Source organism: Martinezella lusitana (assembly GCF_014207095.1).
Classification (GTDB): domain Bacteria; phylum Pseudomonadota; class Alphaproteobacteria; order Rhizobiales; family Rhizobiaceae; genus Rhizobium; species Rhizobium lusitanum_B.
In genome coordinates, this window is record NZ_JACHBG010000006.1 from 154,301 (window position 1) to 174,934 (window position 20,634).

A 20,634-nucleotide genomic window follows, 5' to 3' on the forward strand; every position below is an offset into this window, starting at 1 on the left:
CCGCTACTTCGCCACGACGATCTGAGTAGCGGCGCTCGTTCCATCGACGCCCTTCCGGTAGATCGTCTCTGCGAGCGCCTGAGGCTGCGTATATGTGCCCGGGATGAGCGCGCGCATCCGGTAGGCGAATGTGTAATTGCCTTTCGGAAGCGTGTCATAGGCGCTGAAGATCTGATCATCGCCGTAGGAAACCCAATCCGCCGCCAAGGTCGGTGCCATCGACGGTGTTGCCTCGGCAGGCGCGGTCGCGATGTTTGGATTAAGGGGATCGAGCCCCGCAGCAAGCGGCATGGTGAGGGCCACATGGGTACGATCCTCGGAGACGACCAGATCAACCCGTTCTTCCAGCACGTCGCCGAGCTTGAGTGTGATCGTGCCGTTGGTATCGGGAGTAAGCTTCTCCAAGGGGGCATTGCCGGCGGGGACGCGGTAGAGCGTGCGGGTGAGGGCGAAGCCTTCACTGCGTGCCTGTGCCTTGTAGCCAGGTTCGGCGGGCAGATAGCTGGTCTCGACCAACGCAAGAGCAGGCAGTGTTCCGCCGTTGTGGATGGTAACGCTGCCCGAATCCAGCGAAACCTGCCGTAACACCGGCGTATTGGCGTCGAGCGTAAGGGACTGCGCGTTGCCGTTCTGCGTCATCGTCACCGGCAGTGGTGTGGTTGGCCGCTGCCAAACAGTTGCAAGGGCGCGGATCGCTGCGGCCGTTGCGTTGGTCGAGCCCCAGCCGTCGCCTTCCCCCAATTGCAACAGGGCATTTTTCAGAGCGGGATAACGCGGATCGCCCTCGGAGGTCAAAGCCGCTGCGCGTACCATTTCGGCAAGGCTGCGGGTCTCCGAGGGCAGGATGATGGGATTGCCGTCATCCTCTGTCTGGCCGTTATAGACCAGCTGACCGTCGCGGGAGAGAATGCGCACGCGTGACCACATTGCATCGGCTAAACCGGCGACCAGGCGCGGATCGGCGTCAGCCACCCCTGCTGCCGCCGCCGTCATTCGAGCGACGCTGACATTCGGCATCTGCGCCGCGGAGCGAGCGAATTCCGCTGCATAGGCCGGGTCGAGTTTGCCGCCATCGGCCAGCGCCGTCAGCGCCTCGACACGTTCGCGGATCTCGCTGCCGGTGAGCAGATGCGGATAGTCCGATCGCAGAGATAGCTTGAGCACGTTGGCAAGACGCTCCGTCAAAGCCTTGTCTGTCGGTTCGCCCGCCTTATCCGCTGCAACCAGGAATGAGTAGGCCCACGCCGTCAGCGTGACATTGCCCTTGCTGTGAGGCCAGAAGCCAACAAGCCCATCCGCATCCACCGCCTGGGTGATCGCCAGAACGGTGTTGTGAACGTCACTATCGATGCGCTTGTCGAGCCTTGCTGCGGCGAGGATAGGTGTGAAGTTCTTGAAAGCCAGGTCCGACGAGGCCAGCGAGATCCGCTGCTCCGTCGATCCGTATGGCGACGCAACCAGGCTGTTCAACCCCGCGACCAGTTTTACCATCGCCGGATCGGAGGTCAGCGTGACCACACGCTGGAACGATCCTGGGCGAATGGTCTGCTGCGGCGCCGACAGAGTTTTTTCTCCGCCGGCGGGGATCTCGACAATCTCGTAGTGCTTGGTTGGAATGCTGTCGGGCTTCACCGGCAGCGTGATTTCTAAGGCGTCTCGCGAGTGGTCGGCAAGGCGCTCGACACCAAAACGCAGGCGCACATCGTCCTTGCCAGGCTTCTGCTGCGGCACGGAAGCGAGCACGCCGATATGCGCCGGCTTGTTCTGTTCCCAGGTGAAGGAAATATCCTTGTCGCCGGTGAGTGTCAGACCGTCGGACGCTATGGTGGCAGCCCCTTGGCCGCCGCCGCCCTCGACGATACGGGCAATTACGCCGGCCTCGAATTGATCGCCTTCGCGTAGGAAGCGAGGCAGGGCGGGTTGCGCGACGATTTCCTGCCGGATCAGCATTTCACCGGTGCCGTAGCCGAAACGGTCAGGGCCGCTGACCGCCTTTGCCCGCAGCTTGAACACGGTGAGCGAGTCCGGAAGTTTGACCTTGATCTTGGCCGTACCGTCCGGGCCGATTTTCACGTCGGGAAGATAGATCGGCACGGGCGTGAAGTTCTTGCGAACGGAGATATTGTTGTCGGTGCCCCAGTCCTCGCGCTCGTCGCCTCCGGGCACTTCGTCAAGAGGAATGATGCCGAAGGCCATGTTGCGGGTATCGCGCAATGCCATCGTCGATTTGCGTTTGACGATGAAGTTCGGCAGCGGGTCTAGCGGCTGCTCGGTCGCCAGCGACAGGACTGCCTGATCGACCATCCAGAATGTCGCGTCGCCCGAAATCGGTTGGCCGAGGTCATCAGCCAGATGCAGCGTCACTTCCACCTCGTCGCCTGGGCGGGCCTTCTTCGGATAGTCCAGCTTGACGGTGACCGTATTCTTGACCGGCTTGACGGTAACCGTCTTCGTCGCCGCGATCGTCACCGGTTTACCTTGGTCGAAAGGCGCGCTCGGCGAAGGGGTACTGCTATCAAGTCGTCCGCGCATGATGAGGAAGTGGACTGGCACCTCCGGCATCTGCTCTTTGCGGACGGGCAGCGCATAGTGGCCGTAACCGTCGGCAATATCGACCCAATTATAGCTGAACTTGCCTTCAGGCTCTTCGACGATCGCCAGAGCGTGCGCCGACTGAAATGGCGACTGGATCAGCAGGTTGGCTGTCTCGCCCGGAATATAGCTATCCTTGTCGGTCGTGACGATTGCTGTACGCGCCGGCGGCTGTGCCCATGTCACCGGCGTGGAGCCGCCGACAAAGAAGTCGACGCTCACTTGCTGTCGACGACCGACGCGGTCGCTGGCTTCGAGCTGGATAATATAGACGCCGGCTTCCTTGGCTTCCAACGCCAGGCTCTGAATATCCTTGGTACTGGTGATCTTGCGTTCCAGCAGAGTCTCGTCGATCTCCTGCGTGACGTATTTCGCCGAGCCCTGGCTGAAATCGCTCGCCTGCAAGGTCGAAGTCCAGTTGCGATGGATGAGACGTGCTGTCATCTCGAGCCCCGCGACCGGATCACCGTTGCCATCGACAGCCAGAATTTGCGGCTCGATTGCGCCTGGTGCCGGCACGTAGCGCGGAACTTTCAGGCCAAGCACGAACGGCGGAACTGCGTAGACATTTGAGATGCTGCGCACCTGCAGATCGTCATCGCCCGTAACCGTTGCCTCGATCATGTAGCGGCGGGGCTGCGCCGTGGGTTCGATCGTCGTGTCGAAGCTGATGCGCGAAGCGCCGCCGGCATCCGTGCTTCCGTCCCGCTCGAGCGCGGGCGAGGATTTGAATTCGCTGCCGCCTGAATAGCGGGAGTCCGTCGAGAAAAGGAAGCCGTCGTGCCCGGGAGGCGTCCAGTTGTAGGGATACTGTACGGCTCGCCAATGGATCGGCCGGTTCGCCAGCAAGCCGCCGGCAAAGTAGCGGGCGATCAGATCGACGTTGAAGGAGGCATCGAGGGGTACGGTCTGCGGATTGTTGAGCACGACTTCAAAAGTCGGCAGCCGATAGGCTTCCTTCTTGAAGGAAATACTGCCGCATTGGAGCGTCTGGTCGCTCGTGTCGGCATTGTCTGCCGCTGCGTTATCGTCCGGGGTAGCGGCCTGGGCGCTATCGGGTTGCCCATCCTGTGCCGCGCCGTCATCACCGCCATTGCCGTTCGTCGGCCCTTCGGTGGCATCGTCGCCATCGTCCGACTTTTGTGCCGGTTGATCGTCGCTCGTCGCCTTGGTCGGATCATCCGGTTCGAAATGGACCTGATAGTCGCCCGTTGCCGGCGTCGCAGCGTCGAACTTGTGATAGAAGCTGCCAAATTCATCCAACTTGACGGGTATGCGCCATTCCTGCTTGTCAGGGCCGGAGATCACGAGCTGGCCGCCCGCTTGTGCGAGGTTCAGATGGCCACCGCGATAGCTGCGGGCATAGCCCTTGATATGAACAGGCTCTTCGGGGCGATAAATCGGCCGCTCGGTGAAGACATGGCAAAGCGTGCGGGTCTGCTCCGTGCGATCCTCATTAGGATTGGTGGTCCAGTCCAGCCACGAGGTCGAAGGCTTGGTCCAGTTGTTCTGGGCATATTGCGCCGGAGCGTGATCGGGGTCGATGACCAGCGTATCCAACCCTTTCGTCACGATGACGCGGCGGATTCTTGCCTCGGTGCGCTGCTTGAGATCCCAGGAAAAGAAACCCTTGGCATCCGTCGTCCCGGTCGAGAGCATGACGAACTTGCCGTCCCGCATTCCGTCCAGCCGGATCTGCGCGCCGTCGATCGGGTTGCCTGTTGCGAGCGAAGTGACTGCGAAGCGTACGCGGTCCGGCTCCTCGATTGCGCTGAGGGTGAGGTCGGTCACCTGGACCCGCAGCCAATGGCGGCTCTGGTCGTCCACTGCGCGTAGCCCGATCAGATATGTGCCGGCTTGGTCGGGGCCAAGAATCTTGGCGAAAAGCGGCTTGAGGTCGAGGCCAAACTTGCTGTTCACGCCGCCCTTGCGGATCGGCAGATCCACAAGTTGCGACACCGCGGGCGAGCCCAGGTTTTTAATGCGCGCGGCAACAGCGTCGCTCGAAATGTCGTCGATCCCCGCCCATTTCGGCGGTTCCTTGCCCGGCAGCGGCGGCTGGTCGTCATCCTTGGTGGCCAGACCCGCTTGCGGGAAGGGCCAGAAATCGCGAGACAACGGATCGATCGCATGGAGCCTGATGTCGGCCCGATCATAGCCGCGACCACGCAAGGGGACGAGCTGTGGACCGAAGCGTTCGACGACGCCCTGCGAGGCGTCCCATGCGAGCGACGCCGGCTCCGGCGAAAACGCGAATTTTCGGCTGAATGCAGCAGCTAGCGGCCGCCCACGGTCGTCCCGCACGGCGCCGGCGGCGACGTTGAGAGTATAGACCTTATCCGTCAGAAAGCGGCCGTGAACATAAAGCCGCCCATTGCTTGCCTGCACCGTCAGGTCGTCGACGGGGGGCGTGATGCGCAGGGCATCGCGGGCGGAAAGTTGATCCCCTGCAACGGGGTTGCCGGAAAAGCGGAAGATCAGGCTGCGGCCTTGGACAGAACGGGCGGTACGCGCCTCCGCATTCCCTTCGTCGCTCGAACCGCTGTCGTCATCTGATGAGCTCGCTGTCGCACCGGACGTGCAGCGCATGATGCCGTCAATCGTTGCGGTGTCGAAGCCGCGCCCGCAGTCGGAACCCGTCATCGTGAAGGGAATAGTCGTGCGCACCCGCAGCTCGAAGGTCTGGTCGGCAAAATCCGGAGTGTCGGCCAATTTCAGCCGCACAAGGACAACACGGCCATCCGGTACGGCGCTGCGAAGCTTCACGACATAGGATTGCTGATCGCTGCGCGCCGTGCGTTCGAGCGGTTGGATGTCTAAATCTTGCGCACCCAAAGTCAAACCGCCTTCGTCGCCAATTCCAGGTGACGGCCGCACTTCGATCGACAGCAAGCGCTTCAGCGCCGCAACATCGACCGGTTCGGCAAATGTCAATGTGACCTGGTCGAGGTCGTTGACCGGATCTGCATCGGCCGCAGGAACGGTGGAGACGGGTAGAGGCAGCAGGGGTATCAGTTCAGCCTCGCTGCCGGCTTCGCCGCTATGACCGACCATCTTCACCCTGACACGATCGAGCGGTTTCCATTTGTCGGCTGGGCGGAATTGCAGGGCGCGGGGGCCAAGCCACTGCCAGGCGCCGGCAGCTTGCGGTTCCATCGTAACGAGGCGATCGGGAGCGTCCTCCGGGCCGCCCGCCTTCGGTCCCGTGTCGGTGGGAAAGAAAATCGTCACGGGGTCATAGGCCCTCAGAAATCTCTCGGGCACAATCTTGACGCCATCTGCTCGTTGCAAAACATCGAGGCTCAGCGGTGTGGCCGGTTGCTGCGCCCCGGCGGGCGCTATCAGCGCACAAGAAGCCACGGACAGGGCGATGAGAAATGCAATCTTTTTCATTGGCTTCACTTCGATCCCGAGGGCTTCAAACCGGCATTTTGCAGATAGTTGTTCACGACTTCAGGCGGCGGTCCCGCCGGTGGCGGCGACAGCCCGACGACAGCCGGCCTGACGACGAGCGTCGGTGCATCCGCCGGGGCTCGCGCTTCGAGCAGGTAAGTGCCCGGCCCAAGTTCTTTCAATTGGTTGATACCGTCACCGAGTACCTGACCCTTGGAATCGAGCAGACGACCGACAGCCAGATCGGGATCGGAGCGTAGGCCGACACCGATATTCCCCTTGCTCTTTACCTCAAATCCGAAGAGGGCGGTTGCGCCGGGCGCGAGCACAATCGCGGTGCCAACGCCCTCGCTCACGGGAATGACTGGCGTCGCCACGATATCCGCCGTGCCTGATAGGGGACCGTCGTGGGTGGAGTAGAGAGTAAGGACAGCCTCGCCGGGCGCGACATAGCGATGAAAAGCAGCGCCCATGGGGAATAACTGCAGATCGTGGCGTCCATTCTGCGCGAGGTCGACGATCACCGGCGCGTCGGTGCTGAGGTCGAGAACCATCGGCTGAGCGGGGGCAAGACGGAACGCCATTGCCTGACCCTCAAGCGCTGCGCTTTGAGGAAGGTCGATCGATTTCGGCTCGGGCTTGGGCCAGGGTGACTTGCCATTGCGTTCCAGCCACAATGCCACCAGCCCGGCTCCATGATCGAGGATCAGCTGGCCGGCGCCCGATAGGGTGATGTTTTGTCCGCGCAGGACCTTGCCGTCGCTTGCGACAAAGGTCGCCGTGCCGCCGGAAACATTCACGATGTCTCCTTTCATCGCATCCACAGCGATGGCCTCCGATCCCGCTGTGCCAAAGAAGCGGCGCAGGATCTGATCGGCGCCGAGCGCTGCGGTTTGCCCGGGTGATAGGCTGATGCGGGCGGATGCCGGCGCATTGCTCAGATTGACCAGCCGGATTTCATTGACTGATGTCGTGACGGTGCGGGACAGCGGCGAGGAGCCTGACCAGACATTCAAAGGTTCGGGATCGGATGGACCTGAGACCACGGCTATGCCAGGCGCCAGGTCGAGCGTCAGCCGCTTCGCTCCCGCCGGCAATTTGAGCGGCAGTGCGCTGAGGGCCGGTATGGGGGCGGCATAGCTGCTACTCAGTGTCACCGCCTCGATTTCAACCACATCGGTCGAGCTTAACCGCACTTGCAGGCTTTCATCGCCTCCGGCGTTCCATAGATGCAGATCCTGCTCACCGGCCAGCGCGACGGCACTGTTGGCACCGACACCCATGCCGTGTCCGGCGTTGAGACCAGGTTGTCCAAACGCGGACTGTGCGAACCACAGGCGGACCTTGCCTTGTGGGACGGCGGCCGCCGGAAGATTGGCTTGATCACCTGCGGGCAGCGTCAGCGCAACCTCGCCATCGAGCTTCGCGGGGGTCGCCCGTGCCGAACCGTCCTTGCGGGAGACCAGCCATAAATGCTCCGACTGGGGTGCGAACAGCCCCGATGCGACAGAGTCAAGCGGGCGATCGGTGCTTGCGCCGGCAAGCAGATCCCCGGCGGCATCCAACTGCACCAGCCCTGCCGCGGGCACACGCACAAGCGCGATATTCACCGCAACATCGAGGCCTTCGATAGTTGCGGGTTCCAGCGCAACGTCGCCAAGCGCACCCAATTGGCGAGAGACGCTCTTGGCACCAATCTTAATCGGGGCCGAGCCGCCATCGAGTGTCCACACAGACGCACGCATCTTGGTTCCATTCCCGGAGCTGGGCCAGGCGATGAAAGGCGCGTGGCCACGGGCGAAGGCCTGCGGCTTCCAGCTTCCGTCAGCTGCCAACGTGTCGACAGATAGGACCAGTTCGCTGGTGGACTGTGCCGCTACGAGCGAGAGCCGATCCTTCTCACCTGCCGGCAACGGAAAGGTGAAAACGGAGTTGCCGGTGACTTCGACGCTGCCGCTCGCAGCGAGTTCCGGCTGCGGCAATTCCTGCGGTAGGGCAAACTGAACCTCTGTGCTTGACGCGTTTGTCTGATCGTCGCCATCGGTCTGCTGATCGCCATCGCTGGATGCCGAGGTCCGATCGTCCGAGTTGCCGCCAGATTGGCTGTTGGTGGCGATCGCCTTTTCGAGGGCAAGCGTATAAGATCCGGCGGGCAGGCGACGAGAAAGAGCTATATTCCAGTCGTCGCTGCGGCCGGAGAGCCGTTCGATCACGGTTCCGTCCGATCCCTTCAAGACGGCTTTCAGCTCGTTGCGGCCGAAGGTGCCGAGGCTGACGACGCGGTTCTTCTCGACATTGAAGGACAGCAGGCTTGGCAGGTCGACGAAACGCGTTTCGCCGGGCTGCAGATCCTTCGTATTCAGGGTTATCTCGTAGTCCAGCCGGTCGTCATGGGCGAGGCTGCTGAGTTCGATGCGATAGTGCCCCGCTTTCAACTTGCCGCTGAATTTCGGACTGGCGGCAAATCTCGCAATTTGCTCCTGGTCCCCACGGATCAGTGTGCCGATCATTCCCTCGGTCAGGTCGATGCTGACGTCGGCACTTGCGGCGAGGTCAAATGTCCAGCTGTCCGGAATGCGGGCGTCGCCACCTCCCTGCGGCTCGCGCCACTGGAACTTCTGCGCCTGATTGAAGGCCAGCGGATGCGGTCCGTGACCTTGCGGTTGCGGCGGATCGATGATGGTCGCCAGCCGGGTGACAAACCGGGTATCGACCTCGCGCGGCTGGATCACAAGGCGATAATGTCCTGGCGCGAAATCCTGACTAATCGTCGAGAGAGGGCCGGGAGCCGTCAGTGGCCAGCCATCGGCGTCCTCCAGACGGGCGGAAAGATCGCCCCCGAGCGCATAGAGATCAAACTGATATGAGCCTGCCTTTGCGATCTCTATCGGTACGATGCCGCCGCTGGAGCTGGACAGAACACCGCGACTGCTGCTGTCGGGAACGAGCGTCGCAGCCTGCGCAAGCGAGGCTCGTGTCGCGCCGAGACCAAGGTGGCCCGAGGAGTTCTGCGCGGAGACATCGACTTGATAACTTCCGGCCCGCAAGTAGGTCAGCAGCAGTGCGTTGTGCCCGTCGCCATTGTCCGATGCGCCGCCGAGCGAGGGCACGGTCGACGTACCCAGCCCCAGCGATGTCTGCAATCGCCCGAATGTTTCGATGCGATAGAGGCCGCCTTCGGCTACGTTGAGCTGATAGGATTTACGAGCATTTTCGGAGAGGTCGAGAAATTGCTTCTGACCCGCGTTCAAGACGGATGGAGCGGCTGACCGCGCTGTCTTGTCGGGAGCCACGTCGTCCGGTTGCCAGCGCACGCCTATCGCGCGGGCCGCAGAAACGGCAGGGAAGCGCAGAGTAAGCACCCGCCCCGTCGCGTCGGCATGTTCGTTGCCGACTGCAAAGGCGACGGGTGCGTTGTGCATGTCGAAAGCGGAGATGGTGCCGCCAGCCGGCGCACGGACATCGATGCGCAGATCCGCAGACGAAGCTGGTCGTTGAAGCGCGGCTGCGCCATTATCGGATTGGTCTGAACCCGGCGCCGAGGCACCGGCCGATTGCCAAAGGGCAAGCGGTCTGGCCTCAAGATCGGCGGGCAGGGCGACGGCGCGCGGACCGGTCAGGAGGTTGGGAGCGGCATTGGTAATAAGCTCGAGGCTTGTTGCCGACCGGGCTTCCTGGATGCCAAAGGAAATCGTCGTGCGCGCCGGGGAGGCGGGCTGGACGGGTACTGTGAGGCCCGGCGTCCCGAGCGTGAGATCGACGATGCCACTCGCATTCTCGTTCGGCAAAAGACGCAGCAGATAATAGCCTGCGTCCAGATCATAACGGTCCGGGTTCTTTCCGTCGGCGCGGGGAGCATTGCCGAGAAGAATCGGGCTGATGTCGGCGTGCAAGGCGACGCCCGACGTACGGATGCCGATCTGGCCTGCCTGCGTCATCTCGAAGAGAAGCGAGGTCGGTCCGCGCAAATTGAACCGCTGCCGCCAGGCTTGGCCGGGGCCGAGATGGGGCATGTCGGTGGTGACAACACTTGTCTTGCCGTTGCTGTCGTTGCGGATCAACAGAGATGTGGCAGGAATTTCGTCTCCGCCTTCTCCCGCAACATCCAGGCTGATGAGATTGGGCACAGAGCCATCGAATTGAGTCTGATTGCCAAAGCGCAGCCCGCGGATTTTGAAATTCTGCCCCTCGTAGCCCGATATCTCGACGATGCCCGGCTGGTTGTCCGTGGGCAGCGCCAGCGTGGCCGATGGCTCGCGGCTGGACTTGCCGATGACGGCACTTCGAAATGCGTAGGTATTGCTGGACATCCTGCCTGCGCGAAGCACGGCCGGCGCCGATTGCGGCAGATCCAGACGGAATCGGTCGAAATCTGCGGGTGCCTCGAAGCGTACCGACCCAAAACGTCCGATGACGCCTTCGGCGATTCCGGCGGCAAGCGACGTCGGGATGCCGGTGCGGATGTGGAATGGCTGTGCCGTGTCCGAATTTGCCCAGGCCAGCTTTTCGCCGCCATAGGCGGTGACGAGATAGCGTCCCGGCTCGGCCGTGCCGGTCAATGTGGCTCGCGTCATCGAGAGGCCAGGCTTCAATTCAAAGACCGAAATCGTCGGCGAAAGCGGAACGATGTTGGCGCCCTGGCGCCAAAGCCTCAGATCGTGAAGGGACCGCCCGACGGCGTCGACGTCGACACGCCCGGATTCGGGAACGTCGATCCAGAACGATCTTTGCTGAAGATCGCCCAAATCGGCACTTACAGGGGTCCCTTTGGTCAGGAGAGCGTCCGGCTTTTCAAGCTCCTGATAGGCCTCTGCAGTGAGCTCAACCTTGCCGGATGCGCCCTTGGCTCCGAAAACGCGGATCTTGTACGTCCCCTTGTCGAGCAACGCATCGATCCGCCCGTCGCTGACGCCGGGTGCGCCCATCCGCTCCCCCGGCCCGGTCATCATGTCGACGAGCTGGAGCGCAACGCCCGAGCTGCTATGGGCGCGGATGGTGACGCGCCCCGGTGCATCGACCGTCATCAGGGTGCTGCCGTCTTGGTCGGCCGGGAGATTGCTCGACACCAGATGCGGTTGCGATATGGGTTCCGGAAGGGCGCGAGCAGGGGGGATTTGCGGAGCCGATGCGGGCGGCGCTGCCACCCGATACTGTCCTCCGGGGACCTGCGTCTCTTTCAGCGTTGACCTTGCAGGTTCGACAGACAGGTTGGAATCCAGCGTGTTGCCGCCAGCCACGGAGTGCAGCGTATTCAATTCGACAATCCGTGCCTGATAGATCGTCAGCAAGCACTTGGTCAGATGAGTCGGATCGGAATCCGTGCAGGATTTATCTCGATCCGACAACCAGCGGCGTTGTTGCTGCTTCAATTCGGCAAGCTTTGCCGGATCGCCGCCGAGATCGCTCGTCGCCTGCCGATAGGCAGCGGCCAGGCTGGTATCCTTAACAATCAAGGGTGGCGAGGCGCAAATCGCTTTTTCGATTGCAGTCTGGGCCTTGCCGCAATCAAAGGATTGCGCCTGGCAAACTGTAGAGAAAAGTCCACAACCGAGGGCAACAAGCATGCGCAGGCTGGAGGCGGTGGCCATGGATAACTCGTCCTTGAAGATGCCGGCTGCTAGTCAATATGGGCTATCTTCTGTCAAGACAAGGGTGCTGCTGCGCTGCTCGAGGTCTCCAATGCGAGAAGAGTATCTTAGATGTGGATCAATGTTACTGAATAGAAATTCAAGGTCTTCGACGTCCATGCCGGCGAGGCCATATCAACTATCGGTCGCATAATCGCACCGGTAGGCCGTGCAGCAGCGGCGATGCCCGCGCATCGCCCATCTGCGACGAAACGGAAATGCGAGTTACCACCCATAGCTGAAAGTGGCGCCGCTCCCGCCATTACCGTCCTGCACCACGTCGGTGCTGGTATTTCTGCCAAACTGGAAGATGCCATAGGCATTGTCGTTGCCATTCTGCCGCAGGCTGGCGGAGTGTCCGTTGCCTCTCTGCTCGACAATGCCGACGTTGCCACGGCCATACTGAGCGATGCCGGCCAGGTTTCTGTGACCCAGCTGGCGGATATCGGCATCGCGAAACCCGCGATACAGAGAATAGACACGAAGGCCGGTCGAGAAGAGATCGGCATCCTCGGCGTTGTCAGGAGCGATATTCACCGAGATCCGGCCTCCGGCATAAGCCGGCGTGGATAAGGTTGCCTGCCCGATGCAGCCGGCAAGAAGCGTAGCGGTAAGGATCTTCAACATAGTGCGGGTCATCCTGGTCTCCATTGCCCGGCTCCATCAGCCGATAACCAACTCTCGCATTCTGCAGCTGAACCCAAACGGAATTGCCTGTTCAGTTATCGTTCAATTCCGCACTGGGAGTCTGACATCACAAAGGGCGCCGGCTTCCCGGCGCCCTTTGTGATGAACTGGATCGAGGTAGATCTGGTCAGATCGAGCCACCGATCCGCTGGGTGCAACGGACGCTGCTGTCACCGGCGGTGACGTCAAGCGTCGCACGGTAGCCGGCGCCATCGGAACCCAGCGAGACGGAACCGAGGGGGGCAGCATGACCCGGAGAGGCGTCGAAGGCGCCGCTCTGATCAATGTTGGAGCCGCCCGAGCCTCCGGTACTTTCAACTTGGAAGCGATAGGTGCCGCTGACGGGCCTATCCGTTCGGACAAGGGGCTGAAGAGCCACCATGCCGGCTTGTGGCGTGACGCGGATCTCGCAGCGCAGAGGGCCATCGGTTTGCTCGGAGGTTACCATCGCCGCCAGTGCGCCGACTGGAAGCAGGATCAGGGCGAGCGCCGTGACAAGACGGCGTGGGTGATTGACGATATGTGGCATGGTTCGTCTCCTTGACGTTCCGTCATCGCGGCCGCGGGGTGTTTCCCGGGCCGCGTGGCCCCGTTGCTACCGGTTACGGGCAAGCCTGGACGAAGGCGGCGACATTGCCGCTGCCGCCCTGGTTGACATTGGCGCTGCAGCCGTTCCCGACCTGAACGCCGGCTGCAATATTACCGTTGCCGTCCTGGGTGAGGATGGTCGTGTGGTTGGAACCGAACTGGCCGATACCGGCGACGTTGTGATCGCCATTCTGATAGGTGGCGCCGTAGTTGCCATTGCCCTCCTGGCCGACGGCAGAGAGATTGTGACGGCCATATTGCTGGCCGACCATTCTGTTGTAGCCGCCGTTCTGATAAGTCCTGATCCGGTTCCTGTAGCCCTGCTGGGCGCCGCCGGCCGAGTTCGACCAACCATATTGTTCGATGCGCACATCATTGGCCATGGCAGGGGCGGCGGCGGTCATGCCGACGAGAGCGACGAGTGCGGTTGCGATGAGAGAATTGCGGATCATGACTGCGTCTCCTTTGGCGGACGGGACCGCGTTTGAACGATCTCTTTTTAGATGCGGCAGTTGGAATGGATGCTGAAGGGACCATTCAGTTAGCGTTCATTCGCAAGTGCGGCCGCGGAGGTAGGTTCGTTCCCGAGATGCCGCCGCGTGCCTAAAGGGAAAAACGCTCTCGATAGGCCTGTGGACTGACGCCGAATTGTCGTTGGAACGCGCGCCGCATTGTCTCCTCCGCGCCGAAGCCGCAGCGAAGCGCAACCCGGCTCACATGCGTTCCCTGTTCCAGCTGTCGCCGGGCGCTTTCCAGCCGCATTTCCTCGACGGCGCGCGCAGGAGTGCGTCCGGTCATCCGATGATAATGGCGTGAAAAGCTGCGCACGCTCATGCCGGCTCGTTCGGCGAGATCGGAGAGGGAGAGCGGCCTTTCCAGGTTTTCAATGATCCAGGCATGCAGATCGTCGAATCGGCCACCGCCCTTGTCCTGAAGCAGTAGCGCGGCGCTGAACTGCGACTGCCCGCCGGGCCGCTTCATAAAGACGACCAACTGACGCGCTACGGTCAATGCAGGCTCGCGGCCGAGATCGGCTTCTACCAGCGCCAGCGCGAGATCGATGCCTGCCGTGACGCCGGCCGAGGTCCAGATATTGTCGTCGCGGATGAAGATCGGATCTGCTTCCAATCTGACTTTCGGAAAGCGGTACCTGAACTCTTCGCAGCGCTGCCAATGCGTGACGGCCCGCCGCCCGTCGAGCAGGCCAGCGGTTGCAAGCAGGAATGCGCCGCTGCAGACGGAGGCGGTCCGTCGCGCCGCCTGCGTCCGTCTCCTGATCCATTCGATTAAGTGACCGTCCTCGCAGGCTGCATAAACGCCCCAACCGCCGGGAACGACCAGCGTGTCCAGCGGCGCATCTGCTGATGGTAGTGGCAGCGCGCCGATTGAAAGGCCGGAAGAGGTCTTCACCTGATCGGCGATGCCGACCACGACGGGATCATAGGGCATCGGACGTCCCGCCATTCTCGCCATGTCGTTCGCCGAGGCGAAAACCTGCAAGGGGCCAGCGACATCGAGAAGCTGGCTATCGGAAAAGGTGAGGATTTCGATGCGTCGTGACATTTTGGCGTAAATCGAGGGGTAAATGGCAATCACGCCAAATCTTGACCTGCTAGGCTCTGGAAAGTCAATCTGGAGATTTCAAATGACCTTGCACATCGGCCTTCTTGCCTTTCCAGGCGTTCAGCAGCTCGACCTGACAGCACCCTATGAAGTATTCGCCTCCGCGCAGGGCACAAAGGTTCATCTCGTTTGGAAGGCAGTGGAGCCGCTCATTTCGGCAACCGGCCTTGAACTCAAGTCGACCGTGAGCTTTGCCGATTGCCCGAAATTGGACGTTCTGTGCGTGCCTGGAGGCAGCGGCATCAATGCGTTGCTGCGCGACAAAGTCGTATTGGACTTTATCCGTCAGCAGGCACGAACGGCGCGTTTCATCACCTCCGTCTGCACGGGGTCGCTGGTCCTTGGCGCCGCCGGATTGCTGAAAGGCAAGAGAGCCGCGACGCATTGGAATGCCATAGATTTTCTGCCCCGCTTTGGCGCGACCGCAGTCGATGAGCGGGTCGTGCGCGATGGCAACCTGATTACCGCCGGCGGTGTCACCTCGGGCATCGATTTCGCCCTGACCGTCATCGCGGAACTGTTCGGCGAGAACGAGGCCCGCACCGTACAGCTATCGCTCGAATATGCTCCCGCACCTCCATTCGAGGCCGGCCTGCCGAAGCAGGTAACGCCGGATATCGTCGCCGCGGCACAACAGCGCATGGCTGCTTCGAGAGCTCAGAGAGAGCGGATTCTCGCCGATCTTTGAATGGACTATCGGAGCAAAAACAGATCCTCTGCCGCCCTGGCCACAACCAAAGGGCGGCGGCATGTTGAAATCGAGTTGCGAGGGCAATAGGCTAGGTAAATATGCGGGTCTGGATTTCGTGTTGCGGGAACGTCTAGTCTCATCTGAGTGAAAGCCATGGGGGCACCGGAATGAATTCGAAGCGTCGCGGCGTTCTTGCGTTCCTGGCCGGACTTATCCTGGGGCAACCGTCCCCCAGTAATGCATCGAGCAAATCCTCGGTCTTTGCCGTGGCCCGCTCCAGTTACAAACCGCGTCACGTCCTTTGTTTTCTCGGCGGGGAAAACGGCCTTGAGGCGCTCAAGCAAAGTGCTCGCGCCGGTATCGCCGCGCTCGGCGACGACTTTTCTGTCGATGAGGAATATTCGCGGGACAAGCCCGACGATCGGATGGTTCGGTCTTTCAATATTTGTTGGGACCGCGTCGATCCCGAAGCCTATCAGGAGGCGGATGAGAATGCGGTCGCCACGCACGGATCGGTGCTGTACGTCCTTGGCCCATCGATGACGGCAGAAACGGCGGTGGCAACATCGGCAAAAGCCCTGCTGCTCGTACAACACATGCTCGACCATGGTGCTGTCGCTGCAAAGGGAGAAAGCGCGGGCGTCGCCCATGGCGTGCAGCGATGGAAAGAGCTTTCCGAGCAGATGCGAAAGGCTGCGGCCTCCGATGATCTGCTGGCAGTTGCGCGAGCTTGTCGCCTGGCCCTTGCTCGCCGGCCTATCGGCGACGATGCCGATGGAATGGCGAGCGTCGGATTTCATCTGGTCGGCTTGCCTGATGTTTTGATTACCGTCGGCCGGAAGGACGACCAGCCGCGGACCACCAATACCGAACAGCTCAAAATTGCCGCCCTGATCGACGAGATCGCCGATGAGATGGTGAAAAACGGCGTTGAGGTCGCGTTGAGGCGTCGTCACGTCGAACTGTCTGACGACACGCGATACGAAGAGAATGAATATAAATTCAATCCCTTTGGCGTTGCCACGGTGGCTGAGCCATGGATCGCCAAATGAAGATCTTGGACTTCAGAAAGACGTTATCCTCCCTCTGCGTCCTTGCGACATTGTCGAGCTCCGCCTGGGCCGGCGATAGCGTGACGGTTCCAGGTTATGCGCCGGTAACTGGGGTCGAGCGCAGCTACCGTGTTCAAAAGGCGACCGAAAGCGACATGTCGCTCTGGTTCGACGCGTCCGGCGCTGCCTCCGTGATCACGCGCGGCGAGTTTCGCCAACGCATGACGGTTCTGTCGCGGGATGATAAGGGCATGCGGGTTCGCTGGTCTCTGAGCGCCGACCTGCCGGATGGTGTCGCGGGCGCTGTTGACACCTATCAGATGAACCCGCTTTATCGCAATTCTCTCACCGCATACGGCGTCGGCGCGCTCGAAATGGAAACGGATCTGAACGGCTTTCCAAACAGTTTGTTCGGTGTTGATCAGATATTGGCGAATATGCGTAGGATGGCGACAAATGGACCGGATGGAGCCCTCGCTCCGCCGCAGAGCGGCGTCTATAACATCATTGATCGCATCCAGGAAAACCCTCTTCAAATTGTCACTGTCTTGACGCCGGAAGCGCAGCTGCTTGCCACAGGGCAAGCCTATCAGGATGAGGCCATGGAGGTCGGTAAGGCTCTCACGGCGTCTCGAAACGAGGACTATGGCGGCGTCAGCGTCCCCGTCGCATCGAACTGGCTCCTGCAATCCACTGATGTCGCCAAGCATACCGCGACCCTGTCTGTAGTGGATGAGTATGATCCCGACGCATTCCGCCAGTCTCAACAGGGCGCGATCGACAAGTTTTTGGGCGTCTTCGGCGAGCGATTGAAGAGCCTTACGGCCGATCAGTTGACCTCCGTCAAACGCGCGAGCAAGACGCGACGCGCGGAGTTTGTGGTGTCTCTGAGCGATGGATCCGTCATCGAAGCATTGGAAACCGTAACAGTTATTTCGGCAGGTTCGACGTTCCGCACCTATACCCATATCAGGCGGGAAGACGCGCCGGCTGTGCTGCAAGTTCCGGCCATCCTGACGGCCGCGGACTTGCGTGTGCCGAAGCTGAAAATCGAGCCGCTTTCGCCGGCCGATGCCGCGCCGGGCATTCCCGACCTGCCGTCGACATCACAGGCCTCGACGACCATATCGCAGGAGCCGTCGACCGTAACGAGCAATGATGCGGAAAAGTCGATCGCGCCAGTCTGGCTTGAGGTGAAGAGCGCGCAGGTCCTCAAAGCCTCCAACGGCTATGGATATGAACTGGAGGTCGTGCTTACGCCGGATAGTGGCGAGGCGTTTCAGAAATTCACCCAGGCGGCGCTCGGCCGGCAAACGCAAGTGCTGATTGATGACAAGGTCGTCATCGAGCCTTGGATAAGGGAGCCGATCATGGGCAGCCGTCTCACGCTAACCGGATCCGACATGACGGCGCTGAGAGCCATGGCTGAAAAACTGTCCATCTCGGGAGCTAAAATTCTCGTGCGAACGCGATCGTGACGAGACGCTTGCGGTAGCATTCGGCCTTGAACGCCCCGAACATCGATGATAGGCCGAGCTTCTCTATCGGAGTGCCCTGCCGGTGATCCTCTAAGCTCAGATCAACACAAACATCTCAGAGTTGCAGCCCTTGCGCTCAACGACGCGTGTGTTCGTGGATCCGAAAACTCAGTTTCACTTTTCAAGCAGATATATGCCGGGCATGGCGCTTTCGCCTGCTACGGCTTGGCAACGATATAGAGGTTCTCATGCCATCATCAAATTCAGCGTCCTTGGATGTTTATGGCCTGTGAGTTCATGCTGAACCGCGACTTTGGCATCGAAGATGGCCTAGGCGGCGAACCTCCCAGCCCGTCGGGGAAGAATGGCGTCTTGTGCAACGTTGCGTCGCCAAGCCACCATTCTTTCATTGGGGCGGTGCCGCGGTGACCGCTATCGGCGCTGGCAGCCCGGCGAACACGCAACTAGCCTTGTCGTTGTTTTTATATATCGAAAGCTATGACTGTTGCCGTCATATCTTGTGGCGTAGGACCCCCTAAATCTCAATGAGGGCCTGGCACCGCAACGCCCAAGGGTCACCGTCCACCGACGATTCTCGGCATGGTGGCCTCCTGCGGAGGTTCTCCTGCAACCATGACACGGTTACGGCCCGCCTCTTTGGCAGCGTAAAGAGCAGAATCCGCGCGGCCGATCTGATCGGCGATTGCGGCATCTCCGCTCTCCGCAGCCGCGACGCCGAAACTGGCGGTAATTTTATGGTTGGGTCCGATTTCGCCACGTTCGACGCCGGCAAATGCGAGCCTGATGGCGTTGGCAAGGTCGCCGGCCTGGGCAAGGCTTGCAGCGGGAAGAAAGATGACGAACTCCTCGCCACCGAAGCGCGCCGCAAGGGCGTCGGCGGGCAAACGTTCGCGCAGCAACCCTGCAAGGGCGAGGATCACGCGATCTCCCATTGCGTGGCCGAACTTGTCGTTCACCCGCTTGAAGTGATCGATATCGCAGATGATGATTGCACCGGTTTTCCCGCGATGCCGCAGCTCGGCGGCAGCTCTGTCGAAGCCGCGCCGATTAAGCAGGCCGCTGAGATGGTCCCGATCCGCCGCGTCCCGATAGATCGCGATCGTATCGAGGGCGACGGCGGCGAGGGCCGTTAGGGCCATCAGCAGGCCAAGGATCGATGCGCCGACCTGCATATAGAAATCGTAGCTGGACGAGGTGAAGCCCTCGATCCCTGTGGGCGAAGGCAGCAGAACGATCAGGATGGTGTCGCGGACGATCGTGTCAAGCACAACGGCGGAGGCGACGGCGAGAAGCAGCCGGTCACGGGCGTGCTGCGACTGACCGAAGCAGATCACGACCGGCAGACCCAAAAGGACGACACAGGCGAGATCGTTGACGAGAAGTTCGGCCGGTAGACTGTGTGCGACAATGACGGAGTAGAGATTGGAAGCAAAGGCGGCAATTGCGAGCGCGATTCGCGGTGCGATAAGGGAAGGTCTGCGGAAACGAGCGAGGAGCGCGCCTCCGAAAAAATAGAATGTTGCGATGAAAAGAGCGTCCGCCGTCAGGGTCTGAGCTTGCACCGGCAGCCACGAGAGAACCAGCGGCACGGAAAATGCCGCCGCCGCCGAAAGATAGCCTGTGCCCCAGATCCTTGCCTGGCGCGAACCCCAATGGCCGACGATGAGGAAAGTACACCCGAACGTCAGCATGATAACCGGAAGCAGGAAAGCGAAATTATCGGTTGGCACCATGAAGATCCCTTGAATCCATTCGACCTGCCGCGAGCAGAATAGCGGAATTCGAGGGGCGCTTATATGCGAAACAATGCGGGCTAGATATCATAGATCGGCATAATGGGCGTTGCCGGGCTGCCAGCATGCAAGACGCTGGTTTGTACGGTTGAGACTGCCTAAACCGGGCCTACCTCGACGCGTGCGCTCGTTTTCTATCGGGCGGGCAGATTGGCAAATCCTGTCGCCGGCAAATTCGGGGAAGGTCCGAACTCTCTATGCCAGATTCTTGAGATACAGCGAAAGCAGCTGGGTCTGCGACGAAATGCCGAGCTTGCGATAGACGTTGCGTCTGTGGACTTTCACCGTGCCGGTGGAGATGTTGAGTTTGAGGCCGATCGATTCCGACGAGTGTCCTTGCAGGACGAGCTCGACGATGGCAGTCTCGCGGCTTGTCAGATTGAGATCCCGCCAGACCGCTTCGGCCGGCGCGAGGGCTTCGCTCTGACCCTGCCGGCGACGGCTCCTGCCGCCGGCTGTCAACTGCGCATCGAAGCGTGGAGCAAGGCTGGCCCAATAATGTCTTACCATGTTAGCGACGAGCGGCTCGACCTTCTTGAGTGTCAGGAATTCCGCAGGCGGAAAAACGCCTGTTTGCTCGCGCCGCATCAGTGACAGGACGACGGTGATGTCCTCGTCAACATTGACGAAAAAGCCGATTTCCTCGGCAAGCCCCGTTTGCACATAATAGGTCCGGTAGTACTCGCTGGAAAAGAAGCGATCCGGTGCCAGCTCCCGCATTCTGAGCACGCCCTCGCGGCGGCTACGTGCCGTGTGGTAGAAGGGATCCAGCAGGTAAGGCCCGGCCTGATAGAGCGTCACGAAAACGACGTGCTCCTCGGGATCGAACGTGCTGTAGAGATCGATCGGCCGCTCCTTGCCGCGATAGGCGAAAACGACCACGTAGTCGAACCGCACCAGCGCCGCCATCGTCCGGCGAAAGGTCTCGCCGAACTCGGCATCCGTCATGGACGATCTGCCGATCATGGCATTGAAGGCCGCGAAAAGTCCTTCAAGGTCGGTGCTCATGTGACGGATCCCCTCTGCCGCCCTGCGCTAACAAGCGCAGCCCTCATATACACCTCCCATGAAGCAATCTGCACGAAAATA

The 20,634-nt window shown here is 61.0% G+C and carries 11 protein-coding genes; 3 read left to right on the plus strand and 8 right to left on the minus strand.

What is annotated here, in order from left to right:
* Positions 1-3: 3 nt before the first annotated feature.
* The 6 genes from GGD46_RS15355 to GGD46_RS15380 all read right to left on the minus strand — a co-directional run bounded on the left by GGD46_RS15355 (position 4) and on the right by GGD46_RS15380 (position 14,450).
* A complete protein-coding gene (locus tag GGD46_RS15355) occupies positions 4-5,985 on the minus strand; it encodes an MG2 domain-containing protein (RefSeq protein WP_184705280.1) in 5,982 nt (1,993 codons plus the stop codon).
* A 5-nt stretch (positions 5,986-5,990) separates the two neighbouring features.
* Complete coding sequence (locus GGD46_RS15360) at positions 5,991-11,573, minus strand: lysozyme inhibitor LprI family protein (RefSeq protein WP_184705282.1); 5,583 nt, start codon at positions 11,571-11,573, stop codon at positions 5,991-5,993.
* Between the two features lie 264 nt (positions 11,574-11,837).
* Positions 11,838-12,251: a curlin gene (locus GGD46_RS15365; protein ID WP_184705284.1), complete on the minus strand. Its 414-nt coding sequence runs from the start codon at positions 12,249-12,251 to the stop codon at positions 11,838-11,840.
* Between the two features lie 175 nt (positions 12,252-12,426).
* Positions 12,427-12,828, minus strand: a complete 402-nt coding sequence (gene csgH / locus GGD46_RS15370) for a curli-like amyloid fiber formation chaperone CsgH (protein ID WP_184705286.1) — start codon at positions 12,826-12,828, stop codon at positions 12,427-12,429.
* Between the two features lie 73 nt (positions 12,829-12,901).
* Entirely contained in the window at positions 12,902-13,339 is a 438-nt protein-coding gene (locus GGD46_RS15375; RefSeq protein WP_184705288.1) for a curlin, read from the minus strand.
* A gap of 151 nt (positions 13,340-13,490) precedes the next feature.
* On the minus strand, positions 13,491-14,450 hold the full coding sequence (locus tag GGD46_RS15380; protein ID WP_184705290.1) for a GlxA family transcriptional regulator: 960 nt from the start codon (positions 14,448-14,450) through the stop codon (positions 13,491-13,493).
* 82 nt (positions 14,451-14,532) lie between these two features.
* On the opposite strand from GGD46_RS15380, the gene GGD46_RS15385 reads away from it, so the two are divergent.
* The 3 genes from GGD46_RS15385 (at position 14,533) to GGD46_RS15395 (ending at position 17,731) form a co-directional block, all read left to right on the plus strand.
* Positions 14,533-15,198 (plus strand): DJ-1/PfpI family protein, encoded by a 666-nt coding sequence (locus tag GGD46_RS15385; protein ID WP_184705292.1) that lies wholly within the window; start codon positions 14,533-14,535, stop codon positions 15,196-15,198.
* 170 nt (positions 15,199-15,368) lie between these two features.
* Entirely contained in the window at positions 15,369-16,253 is an 885-nt protein-coding gene (locus GGD46_RS15390; RefSeq protein ID WP_184705294.1) for a hypothetical protein, read from the plus strand.
* Positions 16,250-17,731 carry a SecDF P1 head subdomain-containing protein gene (locus tag GGD46_RS15395; protein WP_184705296.1) on the plus strand — a complete coding sequence of 494 codons (1,482 nt, stop codon included), beginning with the start codon at positions 16,250-16,252 and terminating at the stop codon, positions 17,729-17,731. Before GGD46_RS15390 ends, GGD46_RS15395 begins: the two co-directional genes overlap by 4 nt.
* Before the next feature lie 575 nt (positions 17,732-18,306).
* Here the strand turns inward: GGD46_RS15395 and GGD46_RS15400 are convergent.
* Both GGD46_RS15400 and GGD46_RS15405 read right to left on the minus strand, forming a co-directional pair.
* A complete protein-coding gene (locus tag GGD46_RS15400; protein WP_184705298.1) occupies positions 18,307-19,485 on the minus strand; it encodes a diguanylate cyclase in 1,179 nt (392 codons plus the stop codon).
* A 255-nt stretch (positions 19,486-19,740) separates the two neighbouring features.
* A complete protein-coding gene (locus tag GGD46_RS15405) occupies positions 19,741-20,553 on the minus strand; it encodes a helix-turn-helix domain-containing protein (RefSeq protein ID WP_184705300.1) in 813 nt (270 codons plus the stop codon).
* Positions 20,554-20,634: the final 81 nt, after the last annotated feature.